Raw genomic sequence first — 19,659 nt, forward strand, 5'->3', positions numbered from 1 at the left:
TCTCATTCAAATTTTTCAAAAACTGATTAAACAGGGCTAAGCTAATCGTTCTACAAATAAAATGCCATCTAAATGATCGACTTCATGCTGTACAATTCGCGCAGGAAAACCTTCATATACTGTTTCGATGACTTCACCTTGTAAAGTGTAATATCGGACTTTAATTGCCTGCGCACGTTCAACTTGCCCACGTTCATTCGGTACGCTCAAACAGCCTTCTTCGCCTAAACAAGTTGTTTGCGAAAATTCTAAAATTTCAGGATTAATCATCACCACGGCATCCATTTCAGGTGCATCGGGATAACGCGGATTAGATCGAGATGCCACAATAATTACGCGTTTAGATATATAAACTTGTGGTGCGGCTATCCCTACCCCGTTTCGCTCTAACATAGTTGCATGCATCGCAGAAGCAAGTTGAATTAACCATTCACTATTAAATTCAGTTGCTGCAATCGAAGCAGCTTTTAATTGTAAAATGCCTTCGCCACGTTGTGCTACAGGTAAAATCACACTCATCAGTTGACCTTATAATTTTTGACCATTCAGTGAATATCATACTATTTGATATTTACATCAGCTTCCATAATTTTCATTTAAGAATCTTGTCATAAAGTATGTAGTATAAAAATAAAGCGTGATATTTGGCATGAATGCAACTCAACTCTTTTTAGGCGTAATTTTTAGTTCAATTGGCTTAGGCTATTTTATTTATGGGAAAAAGCAAAAGATGACCATGCCTTTAGTTTGTGGCTTAGGATTAATGTTTTTTACTTATTTTATTGATAACACCACCATGATCAGTGTAATTGGCATCATTTTATCCATCGCCCCCTATTTTCTTCGTTTCTAAATTAAAAAACTCTCCAATTTGGAGAGTTTTTTAAGTCAACTAAAAATCAGAGTTGTTTTTTTAATTCATCCTCAACGATTTCGATTTCAAGTTGGCTGAATTTACGAATTTCACCTTCAGCATGTTTTTCAAGCATGCCACCAATCAAAGGTACTTTAACTTTTACAGTCCAAGTTAATGAAATATCAACCTTTTCGCTGTTTCCTGTCACTTTACGTTCTGCTTTCGCTTCTAAAGGCAAATTAGCCCCTAATTCAACAGTCGAGGTTAAATTCTTGAGATGCGTTACATCTGAACGTTTTAAGCGGAATGCATTTTTTAATAATTTTTTTGCAACCTCAGGAATACTCACATCAAGGTTATATTCACGACGTAATGTGTAAATATCACCATTGATATTCGATTCAATAATCTCTAGGTTTTCCCCAGGAATGCGCTTACATACTGCTTCATGCAATGATGTTTGAGCGACTAATCGTGCAAAATCTTCAATCGAAACACCATGAATTGTTTCATTAACCGTAAATTGATGCGCCATCTTTAAAATTTCCGTTTCGTTTTATTAGGATTTGATCATTACGCAAAAGTATATCATTCTCGTTTAAATGTAAAAAATAGATTAAACAAAAATGGATGACTGCTCGGATTAATCATTTTTATTGTAATGATGTCGGATACCTAGTTTGACCGTTACTCGATCTGTACGGCTGATATACAGATAATGATCTCCATACTCGATCACTGCATAAAATTGCTCTGCGCCATCATCTAAGCCTGTTGCTGACCACGTTGTACCTTGCGGAAATTCATCTAACCAATTTGCCTTATAAAAATCTGAAACGGACTCAAAAGCCAAATAACTTTCTGGATCATCCATAATTTTGGCAGCAACCTGATCGAATTTTTGTTGTTTAAACGCTTCTAAACTGAGTAACACAGAGCTTCCTATTCTTTTATCATTAGAATTAAATTACAAAAATACAGAGATTTTCCTAGTGCGCTATTTTGCTAAGATATTTCTATTATTTCTAGGTTATTTTCTGTTTTATCACAAGTTTTTGATCATAGTCTAATTTGCTAGCAGCAGCTCAATGTGCTATCAACTTAAAGTACTTTTATTTTTTACAACGATAAACTATAAGGAGTAAATATGTCTTATCAAAATATTTTAGTTCCAGTCGACGACTCTCCAATTTCTTATGCTGCTGTTGAGCACGCTCTTTCATTGGCAAAACTTTCAGGGGCAAAAGTCACTATTCTGAGTGTGGTTGCTGTTGATCCATTTGTCGGTGTAGATTTTTATCAGGTTGCGCCAGCGATTACAGATTATTTTATGCAAGCTGAATCACACGCCAAAACGCAACTACAAGATATTTCGCAATCCTTTGTCAGAGACGGTATTCAAGTCAACACCAAGATTTATCACGGTTCAGCAAGCGAAGGAATTATTTTTGTTGCCGATGAAGTGGGCGCTGATCTAATTGTAATGGGTTCTCATGGTCGTACTGGTGTTAAGCGTTTATTACTCGGCAGTGTAGCTCGTGCAGTTTTAACAGAATCACATATCCCTGTGCTGATCGTTAAACAATAAATGCTGATTTGAAATAGCAAACCCTGTGCACAGTCACAGGGTTTTTTAATCACCAAATTCTAATCATTTGACCGATAAGCCCCCCATATTCACCATTTGTAACCCTATTTCATCATTTAAAAAAATGTTTCACTCAAACAAGGTCATGACACTTTCTTTCAAATGCTAGTGAGAAAATGACTTTGATAAAAAGAGCACAGCTAAGAATAAAACGTGATTTTACAAGGATGATAAAGATGAAGCTCAATCCAATTGTGATAGGGATATGTGGGATATACGCAAGCACATTCAACCATGCAGCGGCACTAGATCAATCAGGTCAATCGATTTTACCCTTTTTGGAAAATGGAAACTATGTTGAAGCGAATGCCACTGCAATCGATCCTGATATTTCAGGAAAAATCCGTAACCGTCCCGAACTGACCAATGACTCGCAAAATCTTCGCTCAGGAAATATGGGCAATAGCTTTCAATATTATAGTGCTGCGCTGAAACTACAATTGAATGATCGATTCAGCTTTGGTGTACTTTATGATCAACCCTTTATGGCAGATATCGCTTATCCAATTCAATCGAATAATACCTTTTCAGATAATCAATTCACTCAGCAAGGAACATCAGTGAATGTCGATACTGAAAGTGTCAGTATAATTTTGGGAGTGAGTCCGTTTAATCATTTTCAACTTTACGGCGGTGCAATCTATCAATCTGTTAAAGGCGATGTAGCCTTACGTGGCAACTCATATGGTGAAGCATTTAATGGCTATGATGCAAAATTTAAACAAGATCATGCTGTCGGATGGTTAGCAGGGTTAAGTTATCAAATCCCTGAAATTGCATTAAAAGCAGCAGTGACTTATCGCTCTAAAATCGATCATGAGATGCAAGTCACTGAAACGATGTTGAGTGAGCCAATTACATTCGCAACAGCAAATAAAACTAAAATCACGACTCCTCAATCGGTCAATTTGGATTTTCAAACAGGTGTTTATAAAGATACGCTCGCATATACCAATATTCGTTGGGTCAATTGGAAAGACTTTCATATTCGACCAACGCAATTTGGAGCAATTACCGAATATTTAACAGGCTTAATCAGTGAAGGAAGTTATACAGGTGGCTTTGACTTAGACAGTTATCAAAAAGATCAATGGAGCGTGAACTTGGGGCTTGGACATCAATTTACCGAAAAATGGAGCGCTTCAACTGAAGTCAGTTGGGATTCGGGTACTGGAAATCCAGCATCAACATTAAATCCGACCAAAGGCGCTTGGGGTATTGGTCTAGGCGTACAGTTTAATCCCGCACCGAATTACTTTATTGCAGGTGGCGTAAAGTATTTTTGGTTAGGTGATGTAGTTGCTGAGGATGGTACCTATTACTTGCCTGTTGATGGAGTTAAAGCTTTAGCAGAACAAGCTGATTTTAAAGATAATCATGCAGTCGGCTATGGTTTAAAAATCGGTTATCATTTTTAAAAAATTATTTAGTTTCAAAAAATTGAAAAGAGGTCGAAAGTAATCACTTTCGACCTCTTTTGATGTACTTAGAAATAGCAAGGTTCTTTTCAGGAATTACTGAGCTTTACCATATTGGTCTGCCATGACTTCGACAAATTGATCAAGCTTAATATATTTTTTGATCACAGCATCAACATCAGCTTTTGATAATTTAGCGATTTCTTGATCTCGTTTCGCTCGATCTAACAAAGTTCTTTGTCGTTCAAGTTGTCCTGTTAGCATGCCATGAATATTTCTTTCATCTTGTAGTGAAGTTACTCGCTTCTTCATGATGTCAGCTTTTGCTGCTTCAACTTCTTGTTCTGTAACACCTTTCTCTAAAAGATCAGTTAATACCCTATGAACAGATTTTGAAACTTGATCAGAACGACCAGCGGTATAATTCGCAGTGATACTTAACCAACCGCTATCAATATCGGAATCTAAATCTAAATTACTGCCAAAGCCATACACAAGTGCATTCTTTTCACGTAGTTCTTGTGCCAAACGCGAAGATAATTGAGAGTTCCCCATTATATGACTCAGAATAATCAATGCGGGAGCATCCTGATGATACGAACCCACTGGCATCGTTAAAATACTCTGATAACTACCAAACTCACGCTGTTCAGAGAGTGCATGAACTTTTTGCGCTTTATACGGCGTATATTGACCATTCACTTTTTTATATGGCTGTTGAGTTTTCCAACTTCCAAAAGCATTCTGCAACGTTTTTTGCATTTTCTTGGCATCAAAATCACCTGTAACCGCAATTTGAGCATGATTGGTTACGAAGAATTGATCATAAAATTGTTTAACTTGTGCTTGTGTGGCTTCCGTTAATTGTTTTTTTGCTAACTCAGGATCAAAGTGATAACGCAAATCCCCAGGTTGGTAAATTTCAAGTATTTTTGAAATCGCCATTGAGGAAACAACATCAGGCTCTGTATAAGGACGATCTAATGCAGATAAACTTTGATTTTTAGCTAAGTCAAACTCTGTCTGAGAAAATTTTGGCTGCTTAACCACATCAATAACAAAGTTTAAGAAATCCTCAAATTTGTCTTTCTTGGCTTGTACCACAATGGTCATACCATTGCCATTGGTACTTACTGACGCGCCACCACTTGCTGCGATGGCTCGATCGGTAATTTCTTGCAAGCTATGCTTTTCTGAGCCACGCAACATAAGATAACTGGTTAAATCAAGCGTGATACCTTTACCAAATAAAGACTTCTCATCACCAAAATCTAAACTAATCGTGGCATAGGTTTTATCATCGCGTGTTGACGTTGGAAATAAAGCGTAACGGATACCATTTTTTAACTCGCCACGCTGAATTTTCTGCTCATTTTTTTGCAACTCTTCAGCAGATTGCGAGACAAATTGAGCTACTTCTTGTTTATAAACACCAACATCTTTTAACGGTTCTGGCTTTTCACTACTTTGATCTAAAGTCTTTTTTGGCTCTTCAGATTGAAGTGTCATGGCTTTTTTCTGATCTTCAGGAGTCGGTAAAATATCACCAGAGATACGGTGCGAAGCAACTAAAAACTGCTTTAGGGTTTGATTTGCTTCGTTTAGTTTTAAATCTTTAATTGCATTTAAATCTTTAAAGTACTGATTCCATTCACCATGGGAAGATACCGCATAATCACTGAGACGCGAACCTAAGGCAACTGCATCATTCATAATCGAATCAGCAGAATTTTGGGTAATATTTTTGATACGCTGCAATTCAGCCTCAGAAAATGCTTGGCTATTTTCAACACCTTGAGTCAATGATTCATTCACTTTCTTAGCATCATGATTCGGCGCATATATCGCCCCCATAAATACTAAATTAAAATCCTGATCTAACCATGTGGTTGATTGTACTGCTGTAGAAATCCCTGTTTCGACCATGCTTTTATATAAAGCACCACTTGGCTGCATGGTATACAGTGCTGGAGCAAGAGCTAAAGCGGGTTGTAACTTACTGTCTTTTCCATTCATATAAATATGGAATTTCGCAAGATCACTGCCTTTTTGTACCGTAAACTGGCGTTGTTGAATCTTAGTAGAATCGAGTACAGGCACTTTCACTTGTTCAGGAACTGATCGAGCTTGGATCGGGCTAAAATACTGATCAATTTTATTTAATACTTCAGTTTTATCAAATTTTCCAGAAATGACCATAATTGCATTATTCGGTGCATACCATGTTCGATAAAACTGATTCAGCTCATTCATTTTGATTGATTTCAATTCAGGCAAGTCACCAATTGGCAACCGACCTAAATATTGATTGCCATAAGCTGCTTTCCAGACTTGATCCATCATTACGGCAAAAGGTTGATCCATACGAATCTCTCTTTCACGTTTTACGATTTCGATTTCAGAAGGCACAAATTTTTCTTGTAACACCAATTTATCCATACGCTCAGATTCGAGGTATAGAATCTCATTGAGTGCATCTTTTTCTGGACGAACAATATTTAAATATTTGGTAGAGTAATAATCGGTACTCGCATTGGTCATTAAGGTGTATTGATCAAGACGGCGTTGAAACTCATCACCTTTGACATTTTGAGTACCCTTGAATGCCAAATGCTCTAACAAATGAGCAAGACCACCTTTCCCTTCTGGATCGTTGAGTGAGCCGGTCAAGTAAATCGTGTTCACATAAACTTTGTTTTCTTTTTCATTTGGCGCAAGAATAACTTTAAAACCATTATCTAATTTATATTCTTCAATATTTTTTTCACTTTTTACGAGTACAGCCTGAGACCAAGACGACGCACTCAACCCGATCAAACAAAGAGAGAGAGTTAGTTGCTTAAACCGCATTAACATAATTTATCCAAGAATTATTGGTGATTTAAATAAAAACAAGGAACTATACTAGTGAACGATTTATATTTTTAATAGTTATGTTTTGAAAAAAGCTGCCGATTTAAGCAGCTTTTTTCTTGGTTTTTATAGTGCTTGAGTAAAAATTTAGATTACGAGTTCAGCTTGCATATAGAGTTTTGCATAGCCCGAAATCTCAATTCGATCTTCAGATTGAATAACGCAATCTAAAATACCGCCTCGTTTTGAAGCTTGAAAGGCAACCAATTGCTTTTTATTCAGTTTATCAGCCCAAAGTGGAACGATCGCGGTATGAATTGAACCAGTCACAGGATCTTCATCAATACCAACCGCAGGTGCAAAATAACGTGACACACAATCAAACTGTCCTTCACCTCTTGCTGTAATTGCCACGTCTGGTTGAGAAGCAGTAATCGCTGTACGTACTTTACCAAGCTGCTTTAACTTTTCTAAGTTGGGTTGCTCATCCAGTACGTCTTGCACTGTTTCGTACTCAACAATATATGCCTGAGCATTTAGATACACAGCTTTAAACGGTTTCGTTAAACCTTCACGCAATACTTGTGGATATTCCGTGATTAACTCTGCTCTACGAATTGGGAAATTCATCTTAATTTTACCGTCGTCATCTTGAGTAACGATAAAAATGCCCAAGTCTTTCACATGAAATTGTATCGTCTTTACTGTGGTAAAATCTTTAAATAAAACAAAGGCACTGGCTAAAGTCGCATGTCCACAGAAGGCAACCTCATCTGTTGGTGAAAACCAACGAATTTCATAATTAGCATCATCTTGTTTTTTTACAAAAGCTGTTTCAGATAAATTATTTTCCAATGCGATATTTTGCATTAAGTTTTGATCTAACCATTCATCAACCACAATCACCGCTGCGGGATTCCCTTTGAACAAAGCTTGAGTGAAAGCATCGACTTGATACATCTTCATTGCATATAACTCTTCAGGTTTTTAAACATTTTGAACGTATGATATAAAAAATATAGATACAGATTTTCCTAAATTTACGATACACCACACATTAAATTCGGATGTATTCTCAATTTATTTCAAATCATGGTGATCAATTATATTTTCTGCTTAAAAACACAATCGAATTTGATTGAGTTCAATCCATGATAACGCTCAATAATATTTCTGAATAAATGAACGTTTAAAATTGCTCTTATTGCTTTTCTGTCACCCAAAGCGTGATCACACCTTGCACAACTACGACTCCATCTTCACGATAAGCTTCAATCGTAACATTCAGATCACCAACTTTCCATTCATCTTCAACACGCGCAATCAGTTTAATATCTGAATTAGCTTTAGCGACATAGTTGACCTGCATCCCTTTTGGCAACCATCTGAGATGGGTTGGAATAGAAGCTTCTGTAAGTACCCCCATGACATATTCCAAACCATTACAGATCGCAATCACATGAACTGTACCAATATGATTTTCTACGCTTTTATTTTTTGACATTCTTGCTTCGCAATAATTGCGTTCAAGTTTACTAATAATTGGATCAACCGTTTGAAAGTAAGGTGCTTTTCGACTAACAATCTTTGAAAGTATTGTTAATCCACCTGGAATTTTTTTCAATTTAGTGTAGGCATCTAATACATAATTTCCGTGCGGACTTATGCTTTTCTTTAAATCTTGAACGAAAGTATTCAATAAATTAGACATTTTATATTCGATCTGAAGCTGTTTTGATCAAGTTAACATATTGATATCTATGTGACTCAATTTTACAAAGACGTTATGTGAATACCCAGTTCACGTATGTGTGAAAAATAAAAAAAGAGCAGTCGTTACTGCCCTTTTCTTGTTGAATAACAATCAATCTCCCATGTGGTTGATGATCGCCTGTCCAAATTCAGAACATCTTAATAAAGTTGCTCCTGGCATTAAACGCTCAAAATCATAGGTGACTGTCTTCGCTTCAATTGCACCCGAAACACCTTGAATGATGAGATCGGCTGCTTCAGTCCACCCCATATCACGAAGCATCATTTCCGCTGAAAGGATGATCGAACCTGGATTAACTTTGTCTTGTCCCGCATACTTAGGTGCAGTGCCATGCGTTGCTTCATAAACGGCAATTGCACCACCAATATTTGCACCAGGCGCGATACCAATACCTCCGACCTCTGCAGCAAGTGCATCAGAAATATAATCACCATTTAAGTTAAGGGTGGCAATCACAGAGTAATCCGCTGGTCGCATGAGAATTTGCTGTAAAAAGGCATCAGCAATCACATCTTTAATAATAATATCTTTGCCTGTTCTTGGATTTTTAATTGTTACCCAAGGTCCGCCATCAAGAAGTTTTCCACCGAATCGTTCCATCGCAAGCTCATAGCCCCACTCTTTGAACGCACCTTCGGTATATTTCATGATGTTACCTTTATGTACTAAGGTCACAGAAGGTTTATCATTATCAATCGCGAATTGTATCGCCTTACGAACTAAGCGTTGGGTTCCTTCTTTAGAAACAGGTTTGATGCCAATACCACAACCTGTATCAAAACGAATTTTTGTTACACCCATCTCTTCTTTTAAGAATTTAATAACTTTTTTCGCTTCGTCAGAATCGGCTTTCCACTCAATACCAGCATAGATATCTTCTGAGTTTTCCCGGAAAATCACCATATCAGTCAGTTCTGGATGTTGCACTGGAGAAGGAACGCCTTCAAACCAACGTACAGGTCGCACACAGACGTATAAATCTAATTCTTGTCGTAATGCCACATTTAAAGAGCGAATACCACCACCAACAGGTGTCGTTAATGGCCCTTTAATTGAAACAATAAATTCTCTTAAAGCTTCAAAAGTTTCTTCTGGCATGTAAGTGCCATAAATTTTGTCTGCTTTTTCACCACAATAGACTTCCATCCATTCAATCGAACGTTTGCCACCATAAGCTTTTAATACAGCAGCATCTACTACTGACTTCATAGCTGGTGTAATATCAACACCAATACCATCACCTTCAATAAAAGGGATGATTGGACGATTTGGAACATTCAGTGACAGGTCTGCATTTACTGTGATTTTATCACCGTCTGTAGGAACCACGATCTTCTGATAACCCATTTTGCAGGTTCTCCCTCATGTATTTAGCGATTATCACTATGCCTTCTGTGGCATACTTTCGTTTTTATTGCATGAAACAGTTTAAGTTCAAAACAGGTTTTTTTGTGATTTAGACGTGAAATAACAACATTTTTGCGTTAAATAAAAACCTTTATTGTTATGATGCCGCCCATAGCCAAAGCAGTATACTCATATGAAAATAGTCGTATTCAACAAACCTTTTGACGTTTTGTCACAGTTTCGTGAAGATGAAAAACATTTAACGGTTTCAAGCTTTATTAAAGACCCTGAACTCCGTATTGCAGGTCGTTTAGATTTAGATTCTGAAGGCTTAATGTTTCTTACTGATCACGGAGGGTTAAATCAATTTATTACCCATCCTGACAATAAGAAATATAAAACCTATCTTGCTCAGGTTGATGGTGACGTTACTGACGAAGCCATTGAACAATTACAAAAAGGCGTGGAACTGGCTGATGGTATAACCTTGCCAGCTAAAGCTCGAAAAGTAGATGAGCCTGAATGGTTATGGGAACGTAATCCACCTGTTCGCTTTCGCGCGAGCATTCCAACCACTTGGATTGAATTACAAATTTGTGAAGGACGCAATCGTCAAGTTCGTCGCATGACTGCGGCTGTTGGCTTTCCGACTTTACGTTTGATTCGCACTCAAATTGGCTCTATTGATGTGGTCAAATTAGGTTTACAACCTGGCGAACAAGTTGAAATTGAACCTTTGTTATATCCTGACTTTAAAGATGTTCCTGCGGACAAGCCGTATGAAGGACGTTCTTTTGCTAAAAAAACGAATAATAAACCGCATTTCTCTCGTGCCAAAGATAAAGCACGTGAAGAGAAAGGTGAAAAACCGTTTAAAGGGAAGAAAAAAGCGGGTGGCGGTACAACACGTATTTGGCAAACTGATGAAGCTGATAAACCACGTCGTAAGACCAATGGTACAACTCGACCAAATACTAAAGCACCGCGTGGACGTAGCCGTAATAGTCGTTAATATCTTTTAAAGCATTAAGGAGCTATAAAATGGCTCCTTAATAACATATTTTTTCCAATTTTTTATTTTGAGCTTCAAATAGACTTAAATTCATTAAAAAATAAGATAAAAGCCACAATCATACTCAATGGCAATCCAACTTTGATTATCCAATATTCTAATTGATTCGTTTCAATAAAATCCTTTTCCCTCGTTAAAAACCATTTCCTTATAATCCACATATGTGCAACCAAGCATAGTAAGACAGAAATGATTATAAAAAAAATATTATTTTTAGAAGTCTTCTCTGTCGAGGAATAATCAATTTTTTTATTTTTACCATTATTTATTATCTCGAAAGACTGCACTGAATAAATAATTTTTTTATGAGATGTATCTATTCCTTCTTTATACCTTAAATTTTTAATTGGTAGACCTCCTTTTTCAAGCATTGATTTACAATAACTTTCTAGAGATAAGGCACATTCATCTTTATAAAAAAGTTGATCTCCTTTATAGATTTCCAAATAATAAGTCTTAAAAAAGCTTTTCCTTTTCACTTTATAAGAACTATATATTTTCAGTGAAGAATCTTCATAAATGTGTTTTTCCTTCCACTTATAATAGAAATTCTTATCATAAATACTAATTTGCATTAGCAGAATTCCATAGGTAATTGTAAAAAGAACACAACTAATCAAAAAAACATCCCAACTTTTACTTTCAAATATTTTTTTCATTTAAATTTCTTTACTTTCAAAACTACTAATTTGATAAAACAAAGACTATAACCGTATATTCTATACTTAATAAATAAAATTATTCCTCTTTACTCTTTCTATTTTGGCAATATTTATTTTTCATAAACAAAAAGCCGATGTTTTCACATCGGCTTTTTACATTACTGACAAATTTATCAGTAAATTATTAAAACTTAAATTGTTTCAAGCGTAGCATTAAGCGTTGAGCTTGGACGCATTACAGCACTTACTTTCGCTGGATCAACTGCATAGTAGCCACCAATATCAGCAGCTTTACCCTGCACTTCACTTAATTCAGCAAGAATTTTCTGTTCATTTTCAGCGAGAGCCTTTGCTAGAGGAGCAAACTTCGCTTTTAACTCAGCATCTTCATCTTGAGTCGCTAATGCTTCTGACCAATACAACGCTAAATAGAAATGGCTACCGCGGTTATCAAGTTCACCTGTACGACGTGATGGAGATTTGTCGTTATCCAACAATTTTCCTGTCGCTTGATCAAGTGTATTGGCAAGCAATTTCGCACGGTTATTGTCTTCTTTGATACCAAGTTCTTCTAAAGACACAGCCAATGCAAGGAATTCACCAAGAGAATCCCAACGTAAGTGGTTTTCTTCAACTAACTGCTGTACATGTTTCGGTGCTGAACCACCCGCACCTGTTTCATACATGCCACCACCCGCCATTAACGGCACGATCGAAAGCATTTTCGCAGATGTACCCAATTCCATGATTGGGAATAAATCAGTTAAGTAGTCACGAAGAATATTACCCGTCACAGAAATCGTATCTAAACCACGCGCTACGCGCTCAAGCGTATAACGCATTGCACGAACTTGTGACATGATTTGAATATCAAGACCATCTGTATCATGTTCTTCAAGATACTTTTCAACTTTCTTGATCAATTCATTTTCGTGTGGGCGGTATGGGTCAAGCCAGAAAATCGCAGGCATACCAGAGTTACGTGCGCGTGTTACTGCAAGTTTCACCCAATCACGAATTGGTGCGTCTTTTACCTGACACATGCGCCAGATATCGCCTTCCTCAACATTCTGAGACATCAACACTTCACCTGTTTCAAGATCAGTGATGTTAGCAACACCCGCTTCCGCAATTTCAAAAGTTTTATCGTGTGAACCGTATTCTTCTGCCTTTTGCGCCATCAAACCGACGTTTGGCACAGTACCCATCGTACGTGGATCAAAGTTACCGTTCCACTTACAGAAATTAATCATTTCTTGGTAGATACGTGCGAACGTTGACTCAGGCATTACTGCTTTACAATCGTAAGGTTTACCGTCAGCACCCCACATTTTACCGCCACCACGAATCATTGCAGGCATTGAAGCATCTACAATCACGTCATTTGGTGAATGGAAGTTGGTAATACCTTTTGCAGAATCAACCATTGCAAGCGCTGGACGGTGTTCTTGGCAAGCATGTAAATCTTCGATGATTTCTTCACGTAAAGATGTCGGTAAAGTAGCGATCTTTTCATAAAGACCCGCCATACCGTTGTTAACATTGATACCGAGTTCGTCAAATAACTTGCCGTGCTTTTCAAAAGCATCTTTGTAGTAAATTTTCACACAGTGACCGAAGACGATCGGGTGTGATACTTTCATCATTGTCGCTTTTACGTGTAATGAAAACAGAATGCCTGCTTCACGACAATCTTCGAGTTCTTTCTCGTAGAAGTCACACAATGCTTTTTTGCTCATAAACATTGAGTCAATGATTTCACCGTCTTGAAGCGCAACTTTTGGCTTAAGCACGATAGTTTCACCAGACTTGGTGATGAGTTCCATTTTCACATTACGGGCACGGTCAAGCGTCATTGATTTTTCACCGTGGTAGAAGTCTCCTTCATCCATGTGAGAAACATGAGTTTGTGACCACTGTTTCCACTCGCTCATTGAATGCGGGTGTTTTTTCGCATAGTTTTTAACAGCAGCTGGCGCACGGCGGTCAGAGTTACCTTCACGTAATACAGGGTTTACAGCAGAGCCAAGACACTTGCCATAACGTGTTTTGATTTCTTTCTCTTCATCAGTTGTTGGATTTTCTGGATAATCAGGAATTGCATATCCTTTAGCTTGCAACTCTTTAATACACGCTGTTAATTGAGCAACCGAAGCACTGATATTTGGCAGTTTAATGATATTTGTATCTGGATCCTGCGTGAGACGACCTAACTCTGCAAGGTTATTTGTCACTTTTTGTTCATCGCTAAGATATTCTGGGAATTCCGCGAGTACACGTACAGCCACAGAGATATCGCTTTTCACGATTTCGATGCCAGCTGGCTTAGTAAAGGTTTCAATGATCGGCAGCAACGAGTAGGTCGCTAACAGTGGCGCCTCATCAGTTAGTGTGTAAATGATTGTTGACTTTCCACCAGCCATATATAGCCCCTTGTGTTGAATTGAGTTTAGAAGCGAGCTTGTGGCCCATCTTCTTAGAACCGGTTTGCTTGAAATAAGGCTTGAGAGTATCAATCCTCATCGAATCTCAGTCAACGCAATATCTTGTGATAGTGACATTTCGCTACGAAATAATAAGAGCAAGTTTAGAATTCAGCTCTTGCGAACCGGTTAGCTTAAATAAAACATGAGAGTATCAGCTCTGATTACTTCTCAGTCAATGTAATATATCGTGATAACGACATTTCGCTACGAAATAATACAAAATGAAAATTTTTCCTGCACTTTGAAAATATTTGGAACTTTTATTCTCAGATAGCAGCATTAGATTTTAAAAGCTTAATCTACTTATCTTAAATTATTTAGATGACAACTCATATTCGACTCAAGTTCCATTTACACTTTTTAAACTTATATTTTGAACAAATGATTAAAGTATTTTTTTTATTTTTAGGTTCGATCAAATGACAAAGCTATTACTGCCTTTTTAACATTGACACTATCAACCTTCAGCTTTGCTCAAAACCCCTTAAGTGTATATGTACTTAACTTAGAAAATGGGCTGCCTTCCGCTGGAGTAAAAGTGATCTTGGAAAAGCAAGAAAACAATCAATGGAAGCAACTTAGTACAAGTACAACAAACCAACAAGGTTGCATTCCAGATCTTTATCCAAAAGATGCAGCGTTTCAAAAAGGGATTTATAAACTCACTTTTAAAACTGGCGAATGGTTTGAACATGAAAACAGACTTCATTTTTTCCAGAAGTCCCTTTAGTTTTCATAGTGGATAGAAAGCTTGAACATTATCATATCCCGCTGTTAATCAGCCCTTATGGTTATTCAACCTATCACGGTAATTAATGGTACAAATTAAAAAAGCTCACTGTGTGAGCTTTTTTTAACGAACAAGTATTAGTAAATCAAATTATGACGCTAAGATTTCAGCCAACGATCTAGAGCGTTTTGATCTTCAACGTTTAATTCAACATGTGTTAATTTATTTTCAGCCGCTTCGAGTTCAAATTCTAATAACTCATCACGACGGAAGGCATAAATGGTAAACGTTCCAACTTGTTTTGCATACTTAGCTAATAGTTTTTCTGATGCTTTGATGCCATCAATCGCAATAATGACATCATTAGCAGATAAGCCAGCCTGAGCAGCCGCACTGTCACGACGAACATTTTGCACCAACACGCCTTCAGCTTTATCTACTGCTTTTAATCCAAATGGCAGAGCTTTTTCATTTTTAAGGTTATAACTTAAACCAAACTCAGGAAATAATTGATCTAAAGGTAATTCATCTGTGGTGTTGATCAAATGATTAATTTGTTCGATCCAATTATCGCCAGTTAACTCATTACACAACTCGAAAATTGCCCGTTCATTAACCTGAATACCTTTTTGGGTATTTTCATACAAACGACGCAATAAGCGATCAAGATTTGATCCCCGTAAGCGCAAACCTAAATCCAAACACAATGCGACCAAGCTTCCTTTGTTATAGTAGCTTGTCCCTGCATTATTAGAGTTTTCATCTTGACGATAGAATTTAATCCACGCGTCAAAACTCGATTCAGAAACCGATTGAATAAAGCGTCCTGGATTTTGCAAGTATCGATCTATTTGCGCTTTAAGCAACTCTAAATACGACTTTTGAGAAATCACGCCACTACGTAATAAAATCAAATCATCGTAATAAGAAGTAAAACCTTCAAAGATCCACAACAAGCTGGTGTAACCTTCTTTGTTTAAATCATAATTCGCAAAGTTTTCAGGTCGAATAAATTTTACCAACCATGAATGAAAATACTCGTGGCTACACAGCCCCAAGAAACGTTGATAATCCTTAGATGGTTCTTTTGGCTCATTGGCTTTAGGTAAATCATCACGTGGAGTAATCAAACTGGTACTATTACAATGTTCTAAGCCACCATAACTATTGCCTGTTGCCATAGTCATAAAGGTATAGTTTTTGAATGGTGCCGAACCAAACATGTCGATTTCAGTACGACATATTTTTTCAATATCAGCTTGTAAACGTTCTAAATGTGTATTGTGTTTGCCTGAAATCACAAATTCATGAGGAATGCCATTCGCCTCAAAGCTAAAACGACTTTGATCCGCTAACTCAAAAGGGCTATCTATTAATTGATCGTAATGATTTGCTTTCAGCGTAAAGCGCCCTTTGACTAAACTTTTATTTGGCAAACCTGTAGCAATTTGGAAGTGTTTCAATTCATCTGGCAAGAACAACTCAACTTCACAAGGTGCTTGCTCTTGATCTTGTAGCCCTAAACACACGCATGCTGGGTTTACATATAAACGGGTTTGATCGACATATGCGCCACGTACTGATAAATCATAAGCATATACATCGTATTCAACTGTAATAAGCTCATGATCAGTGTTAAACAAACGCCAGCGATTTTTTTCTGTTTTTTTTATGCTTAATAAACGCCCTGCTTCATCAGATGCTTTTACTGATTCGATATGTTTTGAAAACTCTCGAATCAAATAACTTCCTGGTATCCAAGTCGGCAACCAAAGCTCTTGGTTGGGATTTGCAAGAAAACGAAGCGTGACATGAATAAGGTGTTGGCGATAATCGTCAAACTCAATTTGATAGTGCAACATAGTTTTTAATCATGAAAATAGGAACAGTTTCACACAGCTTAGCATTTTTTTACAAAGTCATGCGCGGATGTATTAATTGTCAGCAAAAGTTGCTGGATTCTTCAACAAAAAAGTCATAGCATGCTTTTTTCGCATTTCATGCCATCGGATCGGCAACACAAGGTATTCACGTGAAATTTCTCCTCTCCCTCTTTACGTTGTTTAGTCTGTTGTGTGCAAACCTTGCACATGCAAATTTACTTAACATTGCCCCTGAAACGGTAGAAGCTCAAGCTTGGTCAATTGTCGAAGCACAATCAGGACAAATCATCGCTGAGCATAATAGTCATGTCCAGCGTGCACCTGCCTCACTCACCAAAATGATGGTTGCATACATCGCTCTAAAAGAAATCGAAGCGGGTAAATTACGTAAAGAAGAGATACTCACTGCAACACCTGTCGTGAGCACAGTGATGTGGGATGAGTCACAAATGTATTTGAAGGCTGGTGAACAAATTTCAGTTGATCAACTTTTAGCGGGTTTGATCGTCATGTCAGCGAATGATGCAGCAGTCACGCTAGCTGAAAAAATTTCGGGCAGTGTGCCGCAGTTCGTTACACGTATGAATCTAGAGGCTCAAGCATTGGGCATGAAGGATACGCACTTTAGTAATCCTGCTGGGATTACCATGACTGATCATTATTCAACAGCTGCTGACTTGGGTTTATTAGCAAAAGCGATTGTAAAAGAAACGCCTGAATACCTCTATTATTCAAAAATGCCAAGTTTTAGCTATAACCAACACTTCCATCACGCCACCAATCTTGCATTAAAAATGGATCCTACAGCAGATGGTTTAAAAACAGGTTATACCAAAGCGGCAGGTTATAACTTAGCTTTAACTGCTGAACGACCAACATCAAATCAGCATTTAGAAAAGCGTCGCCTTATTGTTATTGTGCTTGGTACGCCAAGTGCTGTGAAACGAGCTGAAGTTGCACATAAGTTAATGAATTTAGCTTATACCTATACCCGTGATGAAGAAGTCATTCCAAAGCAAAGACTTATCGCAGAACTTCCAGTGATCAAATCAACATTAAAAATATTTAAAGTAGAGACAAAACAACCAACTATCGTGACCACTTCACTCTATGATCAAGCAATGCCAATAGATTTGAATAATTTTAATCTATTGACACAACGCATTCATTTGGTCGATGCAAATCAACAAGTGACTACAATCGAGCCGCTGCAAACCACCAATACGCATATTAATATTGAACTTAATGAGCAACATTTAACGGCCCCATTGACTCAAGTGATGAACTTGGCAACCGTATCAATTTATCAAAATAATCAACTCATTCGTAGTTTACAGATTGAAAATGAAGTGCAGATTGAAGAAGCCAATATCTTTCAGAAAATTATGATTTGGTTTTCTAATCTATTTTCATTTTTTTCAAGTAATGATACCAGTACTGCCAAACTCTATCCTTTAAATCAAGGGTAGAAACTTGACAATTTTAATCAAGATTGACCATACAATGTTGAAAAAAGGATGGCATAATCCAACCATCCTTTCACAAAAATAATTAGGTTAATCATGAGCAAAACCTTACATCATATCGTGATTGTGGGTGGTGGCGCAGGTGGCTTAGAACTTGCAACACAATTAGGTGAACGTTTTGGCAGTCGAAAGAAAGCTAAAATCACACTAGTTGATCAAAACCTCACCCACATTTGGAAACCACTTCTCCACGAAATTGCTGCTGGCTCTCTCAATCCCCACGAAGAACAAACCAATTATTTTGCTCACGCAGAAAAACATCATTTTGAGTTCCTACTTGGTACCTTAATTGATGTAAATAAAGACCAAAAACAAATTACCATTTCTCCCCCACAGCTTTCTAAAGAACACACGCCTGTTATTCAGAACTTAACTTACGATACATTGGTGCTTGCCGTAGGTTCTGTTTCAAATGACTTTGGTACTGAAGGTGTTCGTGATTATTGCCATTTCTTAGATAGCCGTAAACAAGCGGATATTTTCCAACAAGACTTATTCCATTTGTATATTGAAGCGCAAAATCAACCAACAGAGCGTGCGTTAAATATTGGCATTGTTGGTGCAGGTGCAACAGGCGTTGAACTAGCAGCCGAACTCATTGAAACCACTAAAAACTTTTATCGTTATGGGTTAAAGAAAATTAATCCTAAACAAGTCAAAATCACTTTGATTGAAGCTTCAGATCGTATCTTGCCTGCTCTGAACGAAAAGACGGCTGCACATAGCGCCAAACAATTGAAGAAGATGGGCATCGAAATTTTGACTGAACATAAAGTTCAAAAAGTTGATGAAACAAATGTTTATTTCAGCAATGGCGATGTCATTCATTCAGACATTACCGTTTGGGCTGCTGGTGTGAAAGCGCCGAAGGTCTTGGAATCATTTACCGACTTTAAACGTGACAAGATCAATCGTTTAATGGTCTATGCAACACTACAGACTTATTCTGATCCAAACGTTTTTGCCTTTGGCGATTGTGCTAATTGTCAACTCGATGCGCGCCAACCACCACTTGCTCCACGAGCGCAAGTTGCAAGTCAGCAAGCCACCTTCCTCGTCGATGCAATGGCAGCACGTTTATCAGCTTCACCACAACCAATGTTTAGTTTTAGCGATAAAGGCTCTTTAGTGTCGTTAAGTCGCAATCAGGCTGTCGGTGAATTACTTGGTGATGTCAGTGTGCAAGGTTTTATTGCAAAAACCATGTACGTTTCGCTCTATCGACTTCATCAAGCAAATATTCATGGCTACACTCAGGCTGGGGCATTAACTGTAAAAGATTTCCTGACCCGTCGTGTACGTCCAAAAATTAAGCTTTATTGAGTTGAAATCTTGAATTTTGCTCCCATAAATAACGAAATCGTTTCAAAAAGTGGAAAATAGTCAACAAAATCTATTTTTCAC

16 protein-coding genes and 1 pseudogene are annotated in these 19,659 nt (G+C 37.5%); 7 read left to right on the forward strand and 10 right to left on the reverse strand.

Features of this window, described 5'->3' with window-relative positions:
* Nucleotides 1-36: 36 nt before the first annotated feature.
* On the reverse strand, nucleotides 37-519 hold the full coding sequence (def, locus tag F933_RS15735) for a peptide deformylase (RefSeq protein WP_005062814.1): 483 nt from the start codon (nucleotides 517-519) through the stop codon (nucleotides 37-39).
* Between the two features lie 130 nt (nucleotides 520-649).
* Between def and F933_RS15740 the strand changes: the two genes are divergently transcribed.
* Nucleotides 650-853, forward strand: a complete 204-nt coding sequence (locus F933_RS15740) for a hypothetical protein (protein WP_005062816.1) — start codon at nucleotides 650-652, stop codon at nucleotides 851-853.
* A 46-nt stretch (nucleotides 854-899) separates the two neighbouring features.
* Here the strand turns inward: F933_RS15740 and F933_RS15745 are convergent, their stop codons facing one another.
* Both F933_RS15745 and F933_RS15750 read right to left on the reverse strand, forming a co-directional pair.
* On the reverse strand, nucleotides 900-1,391 hold the full coding sequence (locus F933_RS15745) for a DUF2505 family protein (protein WP_005062818.1): 492 nt from the start codon (nucleotides 1,389-1,391) through the stop codon (nucleotides 900-902).
* A gap of 108 nt (nucleotides 1,392-1,499) precedes the next feature.
* Nucleotides 1,500-1,790 carry a hypothetical protein gene (locus tag F933_RS15750; protein ID WP_005062819.1) on the reverse strand — a complete coding sequence of 97 codons (291 nt, stop codon included), beginning with the start codon at nucleotides 1,788-1,790 and terminating at the stop codon, nucleotides 1,500-1,502.
* Nucleotides 1,791-2,003: 213 nt separating this feature from the next.
* Between F933_RS15750 and F933_RS15755 the strand changes: the two genes are divergently transcribed.
* Nucleotides 2,004-2,444 carry a universal stress protein gene (locus F933_RS15755; protein WP_005055092.1) on the forward strand — a complete coding sequence of 147 codons (441 nt, stop codon included), beginning with the start codon at nucleotides 2,004-2,006 and terminating at the stop codon, nucleotides 2,442-2,444.
* A gap of 236 nt (nucleotides 2,445-2,680) precedes the next feature.
* Complete coding sequence (locus F933_RS15760; protein WP_005062820.1) at nucleotides 2,681-3,922, forward strand: OmpP1/FadL family transporter; 1,242 nt, start codon at nucleotides 2,681-2,683, stop codon at nucleotides 3,920-3,922.
* Between the two features lie 96 nt (nucleotides 3,923-4,018).
* On the opposite strand, the gene F933_RS15765 is transcribed toward F933_RS15760, so the two are convergent.
* The 4 genes from F933_RS15765 to icd form a co-directional block, all read right to left on the reverse strand.
* Entirely contained in the window at nucleotides 4,019-6,778 is a 2,760-nt protein-coding gene (locus tag F933_RS15765) for a M16 family metallopeptidase (RefSeq protein WP_005062821.1), read from the reverse strand.
* 144 nt (nucleotides 6,779-6,922) lie between these two features.
* Nucleotides 6,923-7,741 (reverse strand): PhzF family phenazine biosynthesis protein, encoded by an 819-nt coding sequence (locus F933_RS15770; RefSeq protein WP_005062823.1) that lies wholly within the window; start codon nucleotides 7,739-7,741, stop codon nucleotides 6,923-6,925.
* 235 nt (nucleotides 7,742-7,976) lie between these two features.
* Nucleotides 7,977-8,486 (reverse strand): hotdog fold domain-containing protein, encoded by a 510-nt coding sequence (locus tag F933_RS15775; protein WP_005062825.1) that lies wholly within the window; start codon nucleotides 8,484-8,486, stop codon nucleotides 7,977-7,979.
* Between the two features lie 153 nt (nucleotides 8,487-8,639).
* Nucleotides 8,640-9,896 carry an NADP-dependent isocitrate dehydrogenase gene (gene icd, locus F933_RS15780; RefSeq protein ID WP_005062826.1) on the reverse strand — a complete coding sequence of 419 codons (1,257 nt, stop codon included), beginning with the start codon at nucleotides 9,894-9,896 and terminating at the stop codon, nucleotides 8,640-8,642.
* A gap of 193 nt (nucleotides 9,897-10,089) precedes the next feature.
* Here icd and F933_RS15785 point away from each other — a divergent pair, with 193 nt between their 5' ends.
* Nucleotides 10,090-10,908 (forward strand): rRNA large subunit pseudouridine synthase E, encoded by an 819-nt coding sequence (locus F933_RS15785; RefSeq protein WP_005062828.1) that lies wholly within the window; start codon nucleotides 10,090-10,092, stop codon nucleotides 10,906-10,908.
* A gap of 74 nt (nucleotides 10,909-10,982) precedes the next feature.
* Here the strand turns inward: F933_RS15785 and F933_RS15790 are convergent, their stop codons facing one another.
* Nucleotides 10,983-11,627, reverse strand: a complete 645-nt coding sequence (locus F933_RS15790; protein ID WP_034711157.1) for a hypothetical protein — start codon at nucleotides 11,625-11,627, stop codon at nucleotides 10,983-10,985.
* Nucleotides 11,628-11,821: 194 nt separating this feature from the next.
* Nucleotides 11,822-14,053 carry an NADP-dependent isocitrate dehydrogenase gene (locus F933_RS15795; RefSeq protein WP_005062830.1) on the reverse strand — a complete coding sequence of 744 codons (2,232 nt, stop codon included), beginning with the start codon at nucleotides 14,051-14,053 and terminating at the stop codon, nucleotides 11,822-11,824.
* 482 nt (nucleotides 14,054-14,535) lie between these two features.
* Here F933_RS15795 and uraH point away from each other — a divergent pair.
* A pseudogene (gene uraH, locus F933_RS15800) lies at nucleotides 14,536-14,932 on the forward strand (hydroxyisourate hydrolase).
* Nucleotides 14,933-15,004: 72 nt separating this feature from the next.
* On the opposite strand, the gene F933_RS15805 reads toward uraH, so the two are convergent.
* Nucleotides 15,005-16,708, reverse strand: coding sequence for a M61 family metallopeptidase (locus F933_RS15805; RefSeq protein ID WP_005062832.1), 1,704 nt, complete (start codon nucleotides 16,706-16,708; stop codon nucleotides 15,005-15,007).
* Between the two features lie 170 nt (nucleotides 16,709-16,878).
* Here F933_RS15805 and F933_RS15810 point away from each other — a divergent pair, with 170 nt between their 5' ends.
* Together F933_RS15810 and F933_RS15815 are read left to right on the forward strand one after the other, a co-directional pair.
* Complete coding sequence (locus tag F933_RS15810) at nucleotides 16,879-18,198, forward strand: D-alanyl-D-alanine carboxypeptidase PBP6B (protein WP_005062834.1); 1,320 nt, start codon at nucleotides 16,879-16,881, stop codon at nucleotides 18,196-18,198.
* A gap of 93 nt (nucleotides 18,199-18,291) precedes the next feature.
* Nucleotides 18,292-19,578: an NAD(P)/FAD-dependent oxidoreductase gene (locus tag F933_RS15815; RefSeq protein WP_005062836.1), complete on the forward strand. Its 1,287-nt coding sequence runs from the start codon at nucleotides 18,292-18,294 to the stop codon at nucleotides 19,576-19,578.
* Nucleotides 19,579-19,659: the final 81 nt, after the last annotated feature.

It is taken from the genome of Acinetobacter beijerinckii CIP 110307 (genome assembly GCF_000369005.1).
Taxonomy (GTDB): domain Bacteria; phylum Pseudomonadota; class Gammaproteobacteria; order Pseudomonadales; family Moraxellaceae; genus Acinetobacter; species Acinetobacter beijerinckii.